At 59.9% G+C, this 13,175-nt stretch carries 13 protein-coding genes; 10 read left to right on the forward strand and 3 right to left on the reverse strand.

Annotated elements, in window-relative coordinates; translation table 11 throughout:
- The first annotated feature begins 1 nt into the window (after position 1).
- The 5 genes from HMPREF3158_RS02330 (at position 2) to HMPREF3158_RS02350 (ending at position 5,802) form a co-directional block, all read left to right on the forward strand.
- Entirely contained in the window at positions 2–370 is a 369-nt protein-coding gene (locus HMPREF3158_RS02330) for a Na+/H+ antiporter subunit G (RefSeq protein ID WP_062038387.1), read from the forward strand.
- 79 nt (positions 371–449) lie between these two features.
- Positions 450–788 (forward strand): P-II family nitrogen regulator, encoded by a 339-nt coding sequence (locus HMPREF3158_RS02335; RefSeq protein ID WP_062038390.1) that lies wholly within the window; start codon positions 450–452, stop codon positions 786–788.
- Positions 789–2,900, forward strand: coding sequence for a [protein-PII] uridylyltransferase (locus HMPREF3158_RS02340; RefSeq protein WP_062038393.1), 2,112 nt, complete (start codon positions 789–791; stop codon positions 2,898–2,900).
- Positions 2,901–2,948: 48 nt separating this feature from the next.
- Entirely contained in the window at positions 2,949–4,577 is a 1,629-nt protein-coding gene (ffh, locus tag HMPREF3158_RS02345) for a signal recognition particle protein (protein ID WP_070433266.1), read from the forward strand.
- 82 nt (positions 4,578–4,659) lie between these two features.
- Positions 4,660–5,802 (forward strand): TIGR04053 family radical SAM/SPASM domain-containing protein, encoded by a 1,143-nt coding sequence (locus tag HMPREF3158_RS02350; RefSeq protein ID WP_070456387.1) that lies wholly within the window; start codon positions 4,660–4,662, stop codon positions 5,800–5,802.
- 70 nt (positions 5,803–5,872) lie between these two features.
- Here HMPREF3158_RS02350 and HMPREF3158_RS02355 read toward each other — a convergent pair whose 3' ends face one another.
- Positions 5,873–8,149, reverse strand: a complete 2,277-nt coding sequence (locus HMPREF3158_RS02355) for an acyltransferase family protein (RefSeq protein ID WP_070433264.1) — start codon at positions 8,147–8,149, stop codon at positions 5,873–5,875.
- A gap of 456 nt (positions 8,150–8,605) precedes the next feature.
- Between HMPREF3158_RS02355 and rpsP the strand changes: the two genes are divergently transcribed.
- Positions 8,606–9,112, forward strand: coding sequence for a 30S ribosomal protein S16 (rpsP, locus tag HMPREF3158_RS02360; RefSeq protein WP_062038405.1), 507 nt, complete (start codon positions 8,606–8,608; stop codon positions 9,110–9,112).
- 105 nt (positions 9,113–9,217) lie between these two features.
- Here rpsP and HMPREF3158_RS02365 read toward each other — a convergent pair whose 3' ends face one another.
- Together HMPREF3158_RS02365 and HMPREF3158_RS02370 are read right to left on the reverse strand one after the other, a co-directional pair.
- On the reverse strand, positions 9,218–9,934 hold the full coding sequence (locus tag HMPREF3158_RS02365; protein ID WP_070433263.1) for a TetR/AcrR family transcriptional regulator: 717 nt from the start codon (positions 9,932–9,934) through the stop codon (positions 9,218–9,220).
- Between the two features lie 23 nt (positions 9,935–9,957).
- Positions 9,958–10,383 (reverse strand): cupin domain-containing protein, encoded by a 426-nt coding sequence (locus HMPREF3158_RS02370; RefSeq protein WP_275436958.1) that lies wholly within the window; start codon positions 10,381–10,383, stop codon positions 9,958–9,960.
- Between the two features lie 131 nt (positions 10,384–10,514).
- On the opposite strand from HMPREF3158_RS02370, the gene rimM reads away from it, so the two are divergent.
- The 4 genes from rimM (at position 10,515) to HMPREF3158_RS02390 (ending at position 13,011) form a co-directional block, all read left to right on the forward strand.
- On the forward strand, positions 10,515–11,015 hold the full coding sequence (gene rimM / locus HMPREF3158_RS02375) for a ribosome maturation factor RimM (RefSeq protein ID WP_061923255.1): 501 nt from the start codon (positions 10,515–10,517) through the stop codon (positions 11,013–11,015).
- Positions 11,012–11,878 carry a tRNA (guanosine(37)-N1)-methyltransferase TrmD gene (trmD, locus tag HMPREF3158_RS02380; protein ID WP_070433262.1) on the forward strand — a complete coding sequence of 289 codons (867 nt, stop codon included), beginning with the start codon at positions 11,012–11,014 and terminating at the stop codon, positions 11,876–11,878. Before rimM ends, trmD begins: the two co-directional genes overlap by 4 nt.
- Complete coding sequence (locus HMPREF3158_RS02385; RefSeq protein WP_061923253.1) at positions 11,868–12,230, forward strand: hypothetical protein; 363 nt, start codon at positions 11,868–11,870, stop codon at positions 12,228–12,230. Before trmD ends, HMPREF3158_RS02385 begins: the two co-directional genes overlap by 11 nt.
- Positions 12,231–12,432: 202 nt before the next feature.
- Positions 12,433–13,011, forward strand: coding sequence for a hypothetical protein (locus tag HMPREF3158_RS02390; RefSeq protein ID WP_070433261.1), 579 nt, complete (start codon positions 12,433–12,435; stop codon positions 13,009–13,011).
- The last annotated feature ends 164 nt before the right edge of the window (positions 13,012–13,175 follow it).

The raw sequence follows: 13,175 nt of genomic DNA on the forward strand, positions 1-13,175 counted from the left end.
CATGGCGTGGTACGAAATCATCGCATCCATTCTCCTCATCGTGGCTACCTTGTTGGTGGTTGCTACCGCAATCGCGCTGTGGCGCGCCCCCGACGCGTTGACCCGAGTAAACCTCTTGGGCCCGACCGTCGGCCTTGCGGTGCCGCTGTTGCTCGTGGGAAAGCTCGTGGTGGACTTTGCTGAAAACGGCTTTGATCTGTGGTCGCTGGTGCGCGTTCTCATCGCATGCTTCGGCGTGTGGATCATCGGCTCCGTTGGCTCTTTCTACATGGGCCGCTCCATCTACGGCGTCACCGTCACAGACGTGAAGTATGCGCGCCGCATGCGGAAGCAGACCGACATGGTAGAAGCCAGCGAAGACGAGGTTTAATTAGCGTCGCGGCGGAGCCGTTGACGCTAATATGATCACATTAGGCACATACTTTCAATCGGAGCCCAAGGAGTAGGACATGAAACTCATCACCGCTGTTGTAAAGCCTTTTACGCTGCCGGATATTCGCGAGGCATTGGAACAGCTTGAGGTTCATGGTCTCACCGTGACTGAAACGCAGGGCTTTGGCCAGCAGCGCGGACACAGCGAGGTCTACCGCGGCGCCGAGTACGCCACCGACTTCGTCCCGAAGGTCAAGCTGGAGGTCGTTGTTAATGACGCAGCGGTAGAAGAGACCATCAACGCCATCGTTGAGGCTGCCTACACCGGCAAGATCGGTGACGGCAAGCTGTGGGTAACCCCAGTCGAGGACGTCATCCGCGTGCGCACCGGCGAGCGCGGCGAGGCTGCTGTCTAAATGGACAAAGCCGCGCAGCTGCGCGCAGAAGCTTTCGATGCGGCAGAAGCATTGATTAAGACCCTGGAGCTGCCAGAGGGCACCGCCCTCGCAGCGACGGGGTCTTTTGCGCGCCGCGAGATGACAAAGTATTCCGATCTGGATCTGCTGTTGATTCATCCAGAGGGGATGGTGCTAGACGAGCAGGCGGTGGCCAACATTTGGTATCCCATCTGGCAGGCGGGGTATCACCTGGATTATGCCCTGCGTACCCCGGGCGAGTGCGCGGAGATAGCCGGCACGGATCCGGCGGCGGGTTTTGCGCAGCTGGATCTGTCTTTTGTGGCGGGTAGCAAGGCGCTTGTCGACGAAGCCCGCGCCAAGCTTCTATCCCAGTGGCGGGTGCTGCTGCAAAAGCATTTCGATTCTTTCGTCAGCACCGCAATTGCGCGCTGGCGGCGTTCGGGCACGTTGGCCACGATGGCGAATCCGGACATTAAAAACGGGCGGGGCGGCCTGCGCGATATCCAGTTCATTAGGGCCCTGGCCCTGGGCAATCTTGCCGACGCTCCGCGGCTGGATGCCGAGCGTGACCTGCTGCTCGATGTCCGTAGCCTTTTGCATATGCATGCCCATCGTCACCGCGACCTTTTGGACCCTGAATTCGCCGCGGAGATCGCTGACGAGCTGGGTTTCGCGGACCGTTACGAGCTTTCGGCGACGGTGGTGCGAGCGGCGTCGACAGTCGATAGGGCGATGGAGCGCGCGCTTGCCACGGCCCGCGGCGTCGTGGGTAAAAGGCAACGGGACCGTTCGCGCAAGCCTTTGGACCTAGGAGTCGTCGATAGTGGCGGCTACGTGACGCTGGCGCGCAACGCTGACCTGCAGGACCCAGGGCTAGGGCTGCGCGTGGCGGCGGCGTCGGCGCGCACGAGCCGTCCCATCGAGCCGGGCGTGTGGAAGCTGCTGGCTAACGCGCCTGCGCTTCCGGAGCGTTGGAATACCGCGATAACCGACGCCTTCTTTACTATCTTGTCTTCGCCCACCGAAACGCCACGGCTCATTGAGGAGCTTGACGAGGTGGGACTGTGGGAGACTCTGGTGCCGGAGTGGGGGCACATCCGCGGGATGCTGCCGCGGGAGCGTAGTCACGCTCACACTGTGGATTATCACACCATGCTGACCGTAGCGCGCTGCGCGGAGGTGCGTACCACGGTCGCGCGTCCGGACTTGTTGTTGCTAGCGGCGCTGTACCACGACATCGGCAAGGGCTATGGCCGCCCGCATTCCGCCGTAGGCGCGGAAATGGTGACCAAGGCCGCGGCAAAAATGCGGCTGAGCCTGGCGGATCGTTCGCGTGTGCAGACGCTCGTGGCAGAGCATACAACCTTGGCCAAATTGGTCTCCCGCATGGACCCGGAATCGGACGTGGCTCGGGATAAGTTGCTGGCGGCGGTGCATTATGACCACCTGACGCTCTCGCTGTTGCTGGTCTTGGCACGCGCGGATGCTGAATCGACTGGCCCCAGCGTGTGGAATCCGCGCCTGGAGGCGGGCATTCGGGTGCTGTCTTCGCGCGCCTTTGCGCAGCTGGAGGCGCTTAGCCCTACGAAGCCGGTGGTGTATTCGCAAAAGGAGATTGCGCTCAAGGCGAACTATGAGGAACGCACCCTGACGGTTTCGTGGCGGGGCAAGTATCAGCGCGAGGTCATCCGCCCGCTGGCGCTTATTGCGGCGTTGGGCTGGACCATCGAGTCCTCTCGCATGGGCAGGGTAAGTGACGAGCAAGGCGAGGGCTTTGCTGCCGAATTCGACGTGCGTACCGTGGCGGAGAGCTTCGATGCGGCGGCCGATGAGGCGCGTTTCATCCAGTCCTATAAATCTGGCGTGTACACCATCCTTCCGGAGATTGATGGCGCGCCCACAACGGCGATGTGGACGGGAAGCATCTTCGAGGTGCGCACGGGCGAGCGTACGGGTGTGCTTGGACATGTCATCGCTAAGCTTCCCGATTGCGAATGGATTACGAGCTACGTTCCGGGCGCAACGATGGTGCTGCACGCTAAACCGCTAGGCGATGTCGCGCGCGCGACATTGGTCAGGAATGTGACCGAAGCGCTAGTCAGCGGCTAAGCTGGGGGAGTTAAAAATTACTCGAGATTGTTTAGGGAGCACTCACTCGTGTTTGAGTCACTGTCCGATCGCTTGCAAACTGCCTTGTCGGGCCTGCGTGGCAAGGGCAAGCTGACCGAGGCCGACATCAATGCCACCGCGCGCGAGATTCGCCTTGCGCTGCTGGAAGCTGACGTCTCGCTGACCGTAGTCCGCGCGTTCATCAAGCGTATTAAGGAGCGCGCTGCCGGTGCAGAGGTCTCTGAGGCGCTGAACCCGGCGCAGCAGGTTGTCAAGATTGTCAATGAGGAACTCGTTGACATCCTGGGTGGCGAGACCCGCCGCCTGCAGCTGGCAAAGAACCCGCCCACGGTCATCATGCTGGCTGGTCTGCAGGGTGCTGGTAAGACCACCTTGGCCGGTAAGCTGTCCAAGCACCTGGCCAAGCAGGGCCATACGCCGATGCTGGTGGCCTGTGACTTGCAGCGTCCGGGCGCGGTCCAGCAGCTGCAGATTGTTGGTGAGCGCGCGGAGGTACAGGTCTTTGCTCCGGACCCAGGCACCTCCATCGACTCCAATGATCACGAGATGGGTACCTCCCACGGTGACCCAGTCGCCGTCGCCCAGGCCGGCATCGAGGAAGCTAAGCGGACCCAGCACGACATCGTGATCATCGATACCGCGGGCCGCCTCGGCATCGATGAGACCTTGATGACGCAGGCACGCAACATTCGCGACGCTGTGAACCCGGACGAGGTCCTTTTTGTCATCGATTCCATGATCGGTCAGGACGCGGTGCAGACCGCCGAGGCCTTCCGTGACGGCGTTGATTTCACCGGCGTCGTGCTGACCAAGCTCGATGGCGATGCCCGCGGTGGTGCGGCGCTGTCCATCCGTGAGGTCACCGGCAAGCCGATCATGTTTGCCTCCACCGGTGAGAAGCTCGAGGATTTCGACGTCTTCCACCCCGAGCGCATGGCTTCGCGCATCCTGGGCATGGGTGACCTTCTCTCGCTGATTGAGCAGGCTGAGGCCACCCTGGACCACCAGAAGGCAGAAGAAGCTGCCGCCAAGCTGGGCACCGGTGAGCTAACGCTCAACGACTTCTTGGACCAGATGCTGATGATCCGCCGCATGGGCCCGATTGGCAATCTGCTGAAAATGATGCCGGGCGGCAAGCAGATGAACAAGATGGCGGAAATGGTCGATGAGAAGCAGCTCGACCGCATCCAGGCCATCATCCGCGGTATGACCCCGCAAGAGCGTGAGAATCCGAAGATCCTTAACGCCTCGCGCCGTAAGCGTATTGCAAACGGTTCTGGCGTTTCCGTCTCCGAGGTCAACCAGCTCATCGAGCGCTTCAACGAGGCGAAGAAGATGATGTCCAAGATGGCCGGCCAGTTTGGCATGGGCCCGGGCATGGGGCGCTCTGCCACCAAGAAGAAGCGGAAGGGGCGCAAGGGCAAGAACGGCAAGCGCAAGGCCCCGAAGAACCGTCCAGGCGGCGGCATGCCAGGTATGCCAGGCGGTATGCCGGGAATGCCAGGCGGCATGCCTTCCATGGAGGAGCTGCAGAAGCTGCAGGAGCAGATGGGCGGCGGCGGAATGCCAGGCATGCCAGGGGGTATGCCTAAGATGCCGAAGGGCATGGAAAACATCGACTTGAACAACCTGGACTTTGGCCAGGGCAAGAAGTAGTCGGGCCTAGAAGAGGCGAGGGAACTCCTCGCCTCTTTTTCGCGTTTTGGAGGCGTGTTTTTCTACGGCTAAAGTTGTATTTATGAAGCCGACTCCAGCCGTTCGCCAAGTTCGCCACGACATCAACGCCAAGCCTTTCATCGCAATCTGGGAGGTGACGCGCGCGTGCCAGCTGGTGTGCCAGCATTGCCGTGCCGATGCGCAGCATGAGCCAGCGCCAGGGCAGCTGAGCACGCAGCAGGGCAAGGCGCTATTGGATTCAATCGCGAGCTATGAGAAGCCGCGTCCCATCGTGGTGCTCACAGGCGGCGACCCTTTTGAGCGTGGCGACCTCGAGGAGCTGACGGAGCACGGCACCTCGCTGGGGCTAAACATCTCCCTTTCGCCTTCGGTCACCCCGCGTCTTACTCGCGAGCGCCTAGAGGGCCTGCGGGCCGCGGGTGGCTCGGCGTTGTCGCTTTCGCTCGACGGCGCGACGGCCAAGACCCACGATTATTTTCGCGGCTTTTCCGGCATCTTTGACCAGACCATCGCAATGGCAGGGGTGGTCACGGACGTGGGCTACCGCCTGCAGATCAACTCCACGATCACCAAGAACAACGTTTATGAGGCGCCGCAGCTGCTCAAGCGCGTCATCGACATGGGAGCAAAGCTGTGGAGCGTGTTCTTCCTGGTGCCAACTGGTCGTGGAACGGGTCTCGAGGCGCTGACTCCGCACGAGCGCGAGGACGCTATGCACTGGCTGCACGATGTTTCGAATCGCGTGGCAATCAAGACCACTGAAGGCCCGCAGTATCGCCGCATCGTGCTGGAGGCACAGCAGGGCAAGGAATACGTCGGGGGAGAGCTCTACCGCTATCTCACCGAAGAGACCGAGCGGGTGCTCGGGCCTGCCGACGCCGCGCATACCCGCCGCCCGCGCCCGCCCATGGCGATTAACGCAGGCTCCGGCTTCGTGTTCATCGACCACCTCGGCGATGTTTATCCCAACGGCTTCCTGCCGATGCACTGCGGCAACGTCAAAGACACTCCGCTGCCCGAAATCTATGCCAATTCGCCTGTCTTTAAGAAGTTGCGCGACCCCGCCCAGTGGTCGGGCAAGTGCTCCGTGTGCGAGTACGCCACCGTCTGCGGCGGTTCCCGCTCGACCGCGTTCGCAATGACGGGTGATCCGCTAGCTTCCGACCCGACGTGCGCATACGTGCCCGCGGCGTGGGTCAAATAGCAGAAAGCGTGGTGCCATCTGGCACCACGCTTTCTTTGCTCTAGGGTGAGGAAATTAAGTAATCCGCGACTTAGACTGCGTCGTTGTCGGTCAGATACGGGTAGGGGACCGGCTGGGCATTGGAGGCCGTGGCCGTGGAATCGGCCGGTGCTGACGGCGTGGTCGGTGCGGTTGAGGTCGGCATGTTAGCAGGCACCTTAGGCGGTGCCTGCTTTACTTTTTTGCCGGCCAGGAACGGCTCGATGGCCTCGCGCAGCATTGGCATTGCGGACTCCGCGAAGGCGTTGCTGATGTGGTGCATATCGCGGTAGACCATCGTGTTGCCGATGACCACCGGGCAGTCGCCATTTTTGTCACAGAACCAGGAAGAGGTATCCAGCGACAGCATGTTGTCGTATTGGGACAGGATTTCCGCGCCTGGATCGACCGGTGCGTAGACCTTGTCGAAGGTCATGCCGCAGCCCTTCTCGTCCTCGGTGGCGACATAGCACTCGTCGAACTCGCGGCCCTTGCCAGCATCGTCAAAGCCCCACGGGTTATCGCGCAGGCCCATAAATGGAATCTTGGCGTTTGCCAATTGCTTCCAGAACTCGGCGTAGCCTGCCGGGACGTAGTCTGGGCCTTCGCCCAGCGGGCCGGATGGGCGAGTGGTATTCGAGATGACCAGCGCCGGATCCGCATCCAGGATGCGCTCGGTGACCATCTCGCCCCACTCGTGGCATTCAGGGGTAACGGTCAGGTCTTCGCCAAGTTCAATCGGGCAACCCTGACGCAGCATTGGGATGATCTTGAAGTGCATCTCACGGCCCAGGCGGTCCAAGCCGGACATCCACTGTTCCGCGTGGGAGCCACCGACGACGTAGACCTCGGTCTTTGACTCACGGTCGCCCCACTCACATGGAGTGCCGTCGCGGCGGGCATCCGGCAGGTAATCCGCCGGCATGTCCTGCCCAATAAAGCAATAGGCCACTGCGGTTGGCGGCATGAGGCCGCCAACGAGGATCGGGTCCGGCTTGTACTCTACGTCCTTCGGCACCGGCTTATTTAGTGCGAGGGCCGTGGCACCTGGGTAGAGCTTCGGGTCGAGGTTCTCCGCATTCTCGGAGTAGATGGTGTTCATCCACAGCGGCTGAATGGAAAGCAAACCGACAACGCAGGCGCCCACGACGACGCCGCCTACTGCTCGGAATGCGCCAGCGCGCTGCTTCATTGAGGCAATTGCGCTATTGACCGGCATATCGTCCGCCGTCGGGCGCTTGCGGGCCTGGCGCAGCGGCTTCTCCAAGAAGCGGTGGGTAAGATCTGCCAGCACCAGGGAGATGGCGATGATAATGATGCCCAGCCACCATGGAGGGGTCTCCAGCTCGAGGGCCTTGGTGGACAAAATCAGAAGCGGCCAGTGCCAGAGGTAGAGCGGGTAGGCGACGTCGCCAAGCCAACGCGCCTTTTTTGAAGCCATGTGGCGGGAGATGGAACCGCCGCCGCCCAAGATGATGAGCACCGCACCACCCAACGGCAGCAGGGAGAGCGGGCCTGGATAAGCCGTGGTCTCAGCGATGATAGCGCCGGTAAACGCTAGGCACACCAGGCCGAGGCCAGTAAACAGGTTGGAAAAACGGTTAGAAATATTCCACTTCGTACCGTAAATAGCTAAAACCGCACCCAGGGTCAGCTCCCATGCGCGCGACCACGTGGAGTAGTAGTTCGCGGCCGTGCCGTAGAGGCCATCGCGGGAAGCATAGGCAAAGGACGCGACGGTAACGACGATAAGGATAGGGCCAGCAATCTGGTTGACGGTGGGGAAGCGCACCTGCTTGAGGCGCTTCGGGTCCGGCGCTGGGCGCAGTTTCATGATGGCTGCCAGAATCAGCGCAAAGGCGATGCCCATGATGTAGAACTGACCCTGTACAGCCATGGACCACATGTGCTGCAGAGGGGAGGTGCTAGCAGAAGCTGCGGTGTAGTCCGCGTTTTGGCGGGCTAGCTCCCAGTTCTGGAAATACAGCATCGTGGCCGTGATTTGCTGGGCGAGCTCTGTGCGCATCAGTTCCGGAGTAAAAATGCGAACCAAGATATAGGTGGCGCCGATGACCAACACGAGGCTGGGAACGAGGCGTCGCAAAGTGCGCCAGATTGGCCACCATGGATTCAAAGAAGCATTAGGCTTGGCCGCGTAACGCAGCTGGGAGCCTAAGAAAAAGTAGCCCGAAAGCAAAAGGAACACGTCCACGCCGCCCGAGACTCGGCCGACGAAGACGTGATAAATGACCACGAGTGCGATGGCGATGCCGCGCAGACCATCGAGGTCATAGCGGTAACGGAAGCTGCGTGGTGAATTTTCAGTCATAATTTCTCTCAGCAGGCCAATTAAGGCATACGTCTGCCCCTTAAAGGTTTTGCCTCTAGGGGAAGTGTTTGGAAGTAAATAAGGGCAAACTGGCCTGAAAGGTGTTTAGGTTAGCGGCAAATAGGTTACTCTCTCGGGCCGCGCTGTTCATAACTCCACGGGCAGTGCCGCCGAAGATTGCATAAAAGTCAAAGGAAAAGTGCCACCAGAGTTCGCCGCGGGAGGATTTCCGTTTTGGGGAGTCTGCCGCTAATATAGTCGGGGTTGTCTATAGGTAGTTGGTTCTATAGATGGACAACACTAGATAGACAACACTGCAAACTTAACATTCTGCGTAACGCCGTATACCGCCTACGGACGGCCGGCACGTCACGCGCAGGGTAAATCCAAGAGCTGAACCGGCGTGGTTTGAATCCACGCGTCTGAACTGCTCGGTGACTAGAAAAGGAGCCAATCATGGCTGTCAAGATCAAGCTGCAGCGTATGGGTAAGATCCGCAACGCTGAGTACCGCGTCATCATCGCTGATGCACGCACCCGCCGTTCCGGCAAGGCTATCGAGAACATCGGCATCTATCAGCCGAAGCAGGAGCCTTCCCTCATCCAGATCGATTCCGAGCGCGCACAGTACTGGCTGGGCGTCGGCGCACAGCCGACCGAGCCGGTTCTCGCACTGTTGAAGGTGACCGGTGACTGGCAGAAGTTCAAGGGCCTGCCAGGTGCTGAGGGCACCCTGAAGGTTGCTGAGGAGAAGCCTTCCAAGCTGGAGCTGTTCAACGCTGCACTGGCTGAGGCCAACAACGGCCCGACCATCGAGGCTATTACCGAAAAGAAGAAGAAGGCCAAGGAAGAAGCAGAGGCTAAGGCTGCTGCTGAGAAGGCTGCAGAAGAAGCTGCTGCTGCTGAGGCTGCTGCTGCAGAGTCCGAGGAGTCCGCTGAGGCTTCTGAGGAGTCCGCAGAGTAATCTCGCCGCGCTTTTGCGTAACTAGATCTTCTAATCAGATCTTCTAAAGGGCGCCTGTTACCTCCCGTAAAGGGGAACGGTAACAGGCGCCCTTTGCTTCCTTTGCTATTGCGCTTCCGGGCGCACGCTGCCTGGGTAGTTGCGATAAGGATTTTCCGGATTCTTAAAATCGGTGCCGCGGATGGAGGCGGCGAAGACGGATTTGGCGATGTCGAGCTTCATTTGCTCCGGCAGCGCGCTGAGGTGACCGCTGGTGGCGAGTACCGAAAAGCCGTGCACCGTGGCCCAAGCAGCAAGCGCGTTGACGGGAAAGTGCGTGTAATCCGCTGTGCCATCGGTGTCTATCGCGTGCTTGGCCAGTAGGTGATAGAAGCGGTGCAGCGTAGACGAGTGGCCGTCGGAAGCGCCCATGTCTAGATCGTCGTTGAATGCCCGCGGGTAATTAAAGCCGCGTCCAGACAAGATGCATTGGAAGAAGCCGTTTTCGTCCAAAGCGAAGCGGAGATAAGCCATTGCGGCGTGCATGAGCTGCTCGACGTGAATGGGGCCTGGACTTTCTTCCTGCGCGGCGAAGTCCTCGGCCTCGATCAGCGCGGCGTCGAGGCGCTTGAGGAGCTCATCAATCGAGGCGTCGGCAACCGCGCGTAGCAGTTCCTCCTGATCCGTGAAGTGGCGGTACGCTGAGGTGGGGGACACACCAATGGCGCGCGTGACTGCACGAATGCTCACCGCGTCAGGCCCATGCTTTCGGCCGAGCTCTACTGCTACACGCAACATCTCCGCGCGCAGATTTCCGTGATGATATGGCTTGGAGGTACTCATGATTTGGCTATGCTATCACCGTCTTAAGCGCTTACTATTGTTTCTCCTGTCAACATTGTGAGCAGCATAATTGCCGGTGAATCGCCGTCAGATTCCACCGCGTCAACCCGGTGTGGAACATAGGCCGGAAGGTGGATGATCTGGCCTGGCCGGAGGAGGACTTCTTTGCCTCCACACGTAAACAAGACTTCTCCGCGCAACGTTTGTACGGTAATCGGATGTGCAGCCTTGTGATCCGGCAAACTTTGGCCCGCGTTAAAGGTGAATAGGATGAGGTTGCCGCCATCGGCGCTTAACACGCGTTTGACGGCCGGGCGTGGGCGCTGCGCGTTCGGCTCCGGCGCCTCCGCCAGGAGGTCCAGGTTGAGCATTTTCTCGCCGTGATGGCTGGCATTGCCGAAGGTGGTTACGTCATTGATTGGAAGCTCTGCCACGGGCCTATCTGTCATGGGCTTCTCCTTTATCTAAAGGCGGTGGTTTCATTCTCAACGTTACCCAAAAACATCAGATTTAATAAGACTCAAGCCGTATAAAATATTGTAGTTCGTGCCGTCAGTTGGAAGCGATTAAAGTTGAGCAAATGGAACTAATGATCGGCCGTGTCATCAAATCGCACGGAATCAAAGGCGAGCTGAGCGTCGAAGCCACCACCGACGAGCCCGAAATCCGCTTCGCGGTGGGCGAAGTGCTCCATGGCCGCCAGGGAAAGAAGGAACACGATCTCACCGTCAAGGCAGTGCGCGCGCACAAGGGCCGCCTGCTCATTACCTTCGAGGAAGTAAAAGACCGAACCGCAGCCGATAGCCTGCGCGGCACCCAATTTTTTGCGCCGCCACTGGATAACCCAGACGACGAAGGTTTCTACGACCACGAGCTCGAGGGTCTGCGCGTCATCCACGAGGGGGCCGACATCGGTGAAGTCGCCGGAATTACCCATGGGCCAACCCAGTCCTTGCTAGAGGTGCGATTGGAATCTGGCAAGGAAGCCTTGATTCCCTTCGTTGAAGAAATCGTTCCCGAGGTCGACCTTGAGGAAGGCACCTGCACGATTACGCCACCGGAAGGATTGCTAGAGCTGTGAGGCTAGACGTCGTCACAATTTTCCCTGAATACCTAGACCCGCTGCGCCATGCTCTGCTGGGCAAGGCCATCGAACAAGGCAAGCTTTCGGTGGGCGTGCACGATCTGCGCGGCTGGGCCACCGATACACATAAGTCGGTGGATGATTCGCCCTTCGGTGGCGGCCCCGGCATGGTGATGAAGCCGGAGGTCTGGGGCCCTGCGCTTGACGACGTCGCCAGTGGCGCCGCGCGCACCGCGGACCTGGAATCCTCGCTCCCGCACCTCAATAAGCCGCGCCACGACGACGTCGAGGGCGTGGAGGCCACCGGCTACGAGCGGTCGGTAGGGGAGGACGGCGTTGCCGAGGATCTGTCCTTGCCGCTGCTTATCGTCCCGACGCCTGCCGGAAAACCTTTCACGCAGGCAGACGCCCAAGAGTGGTCCAATGAGGAACATATCGTCTTTGCCTGCGGGCGCTACGAGGGCATCGACCAGCGCGTCATTGACGATGCAGCGCAGCGCTACCGCGTACGCGAGGTCTCCATCGGTGACTACGTGTTGATCGGCGGGGAAGTGGCGGTGCTCGTCATGGCCGAGGCCATCGTGCGCCTCATCCCAGGAGTGCTGGGCAACAAGCGCTCTCATGAGGAAGATTCATTCTCCGATGGTTTGCTGGAGGGGCCGAGCTACACCAAACCACGCGAGTGGCGTGGGCTGGCCGTGCCTGAGGTGCTGACCTCTGGAAACCACGCGCTCGTGGATAAGTGGCGCCGCGAGCAATCCCTGCGCCGCACCTTTGAACGCCGCCCCGAGCTATTGGACGGCGTGGAGCTCGATAAAGCCGACCGCAAGTACTTGGAGCAGCTACGCAATGGAAGTTAGTACCGATCTATCTATTTTGATGACGGAGAAAGAATGGAATGACATTCTCACCCGCATGCCGCAGCAGCTGGCAGAAGGTGGCTATGAGCCGGCGAATATCAGCGCGGAGGTCATCTCCTTTACCTGCGAGCCAGACAACATCTTGGTCAACGAGTACATGTCCAAGCACGGCAGCGCACCAGTAGGCGAGAGCGTGTGGCGCGTCATCGTCAACGGCAGCTCTGACCTGCCCTTGCATAAGGTCACCGCGGCGGTGGTGGACTGTTTGCCGCCGCACACGCTGTGGTACGGGACCTCTGAGATCGGTCACACCGAGTTCGGGTTGGGCACCGCCTGCGCGTGGCAACCATAAATCTTTAGGTAGTAACTTCGGCGACGAAAATGGGGAACCTCGCCCTCTGATTAGTTGCTGCAGAATCATCTTGTGAGCTGCGGAAAAAGGAATGTTCCCCGGATTCAATCGTCGTTGGCAGCGCCCGTCTTAGCATGAGGTCATCAAAAGGAAGTCTCCTTACTTCCTTCTCTCTTTACTCGATACAAGGCAGGTGCACCGCATGTCCATCCCCAATACTTTCCCTCCGGTCAACAACGTCGCTGGTTTCCCCAATCCGGCAGATGGCTACGTGGCACCCACAGAGCAGCGCGGCGGGATATCGACCGGCTTGACGGTGGCTATTGCGGCCATCGTTGGTCTTTGCCTGGCTGCAATCGTGGCGGGCGTCATGGCGTTCATGGGCAAAATTGGCGGCTCTGATGCTGCTGCTGGTGCGGCCTCCCCAGCACTCGTCTCTCCTGCACAGGAGGCCGTCCCAGTAACTGTTACTGAGCAGCGCCCGGCCACCGTGACCGCGCAGGCGCCAGAACCCGTCGTACCTGTTGAGCGCGTTGCACAAGCTCCGTCCTATTCCTCTGGATACTCCAGCTATCGAGCGCTCACCGGCAACACCTCGCAAAGCTTTGCAGCAAATGTTTATTCATCCTTTGTAAGCAACTACGCTGCGACCGGCTCCCCGAACGCAACGCTGAAGGTTTATTCTCCGGCTACCGGCGGCAACTACTACATGTACTGCTCCGGCACGTCCTCCTCTGTCCGCTGTTCTGGAGGCGACAACGCAGCAGTTCTCATCTACTAGCACCCTGCGAGCACGTCAAAGCGTTCCGTTTCCTGGACGAGTCGCCCCGACACGAATGTGTTGGGGCGTTACTGCGTGAGGGGAAAGTAATTGAGGAGTTGGAGCGCTCATCGCTGGGATGAAAGGGCGGTGCGGTACCTTTGTTGAGTCCAGAAAATCAGCCA

It is taken from the genome of Corynebacterium sp. HMSC06G04, from assembly GCF_001807365.1.
Taxonomy (GTDB): Bacteria; Actinomycetota; Actinomycetes; order Mycobacteriales; family Mycobacteriaceae; genus Corynebacterium; species Corynebacterium simulans.

Bases quoted from the DNA above. Each gene is read 5' to 3' on its own strand.
- HMPREF3158_RS02330 (WP_062038387.1), top strand. From the start codon at position 2: ATGGCGTGGTACGAAATCATCGCATCCATTCTCCTCATCGTGGCTACC.
- HMPREF3158_RS02335 (WP_062038390.1), top strand. From the start codon at position 450: ATGAAACTCATCACCGCTGTTGTAAAGCCTTTTACGCTGCCGGATATT.
- HMPREF3158_RS02340 (WP_062038393.1), top strand. From the start codon at position 789: ATGGACAAAGCCGCGCAGCTGCGCGCAGAAGCTTTCGATGCGGCAGAA.
- HMPREF3158_RS02350 (WP_070456387.1), top strand. From the start codon at position 4,660: ATGAAGCCGACTCCAGCCGTTCGCCAAGTTCGCCACGACATCAACGCC.
- HMPREF3158_RS02355 (WP_070433264.1), bottom strand. From the start codon at position 8,149: ATGACTGAAAATTCACCACGCAGCTTCCGTTACCGCTATGACCTCGAT.
- rpsP (WP_062038405.1), top strand. From the start codon at position 8,606: ATGGCTGTCAAGATCAAGCTGCAGCGTATGGGTAAGATCCGCAACGCT.
- HMPREF3158_RS02365 (WP_070433263.1), bottom strand. From the start codon at position 9,934: ATGAGTACCTCCAAGCCATATCATCACGGAAATCTGCGCGCGGAGATG.
- HMPREF3158_RS02370 (WP_275436958.1), bottom strand. From the start codon at position 10,383: ATGACAGATAGGCCCGTGGCAGAGCTTCCAATCAATGACGTAACCACC.
- rimM (WP_061923255.1), top strand. From the start codon at position 10,515: ATGGAACTAATGATCGGCCGTGTCATCAAATCGCACGGAATCAAAGGC.
- HMPREF3158_RS02385 (WP_061923253.1), top strand. From the start codon at position 11,868: ATGGAAGTTAGTACCGATCTATCTATTTTGATGACGGAGAAAGAATGG.
- HMPREF3158_RS02390 (WP_070433261.1), top strand. From the start codon at position 12,433: ATGTCCATCCCCAATACTTTCCCTCCGGTCAACAACGTCGCTGGTTTC.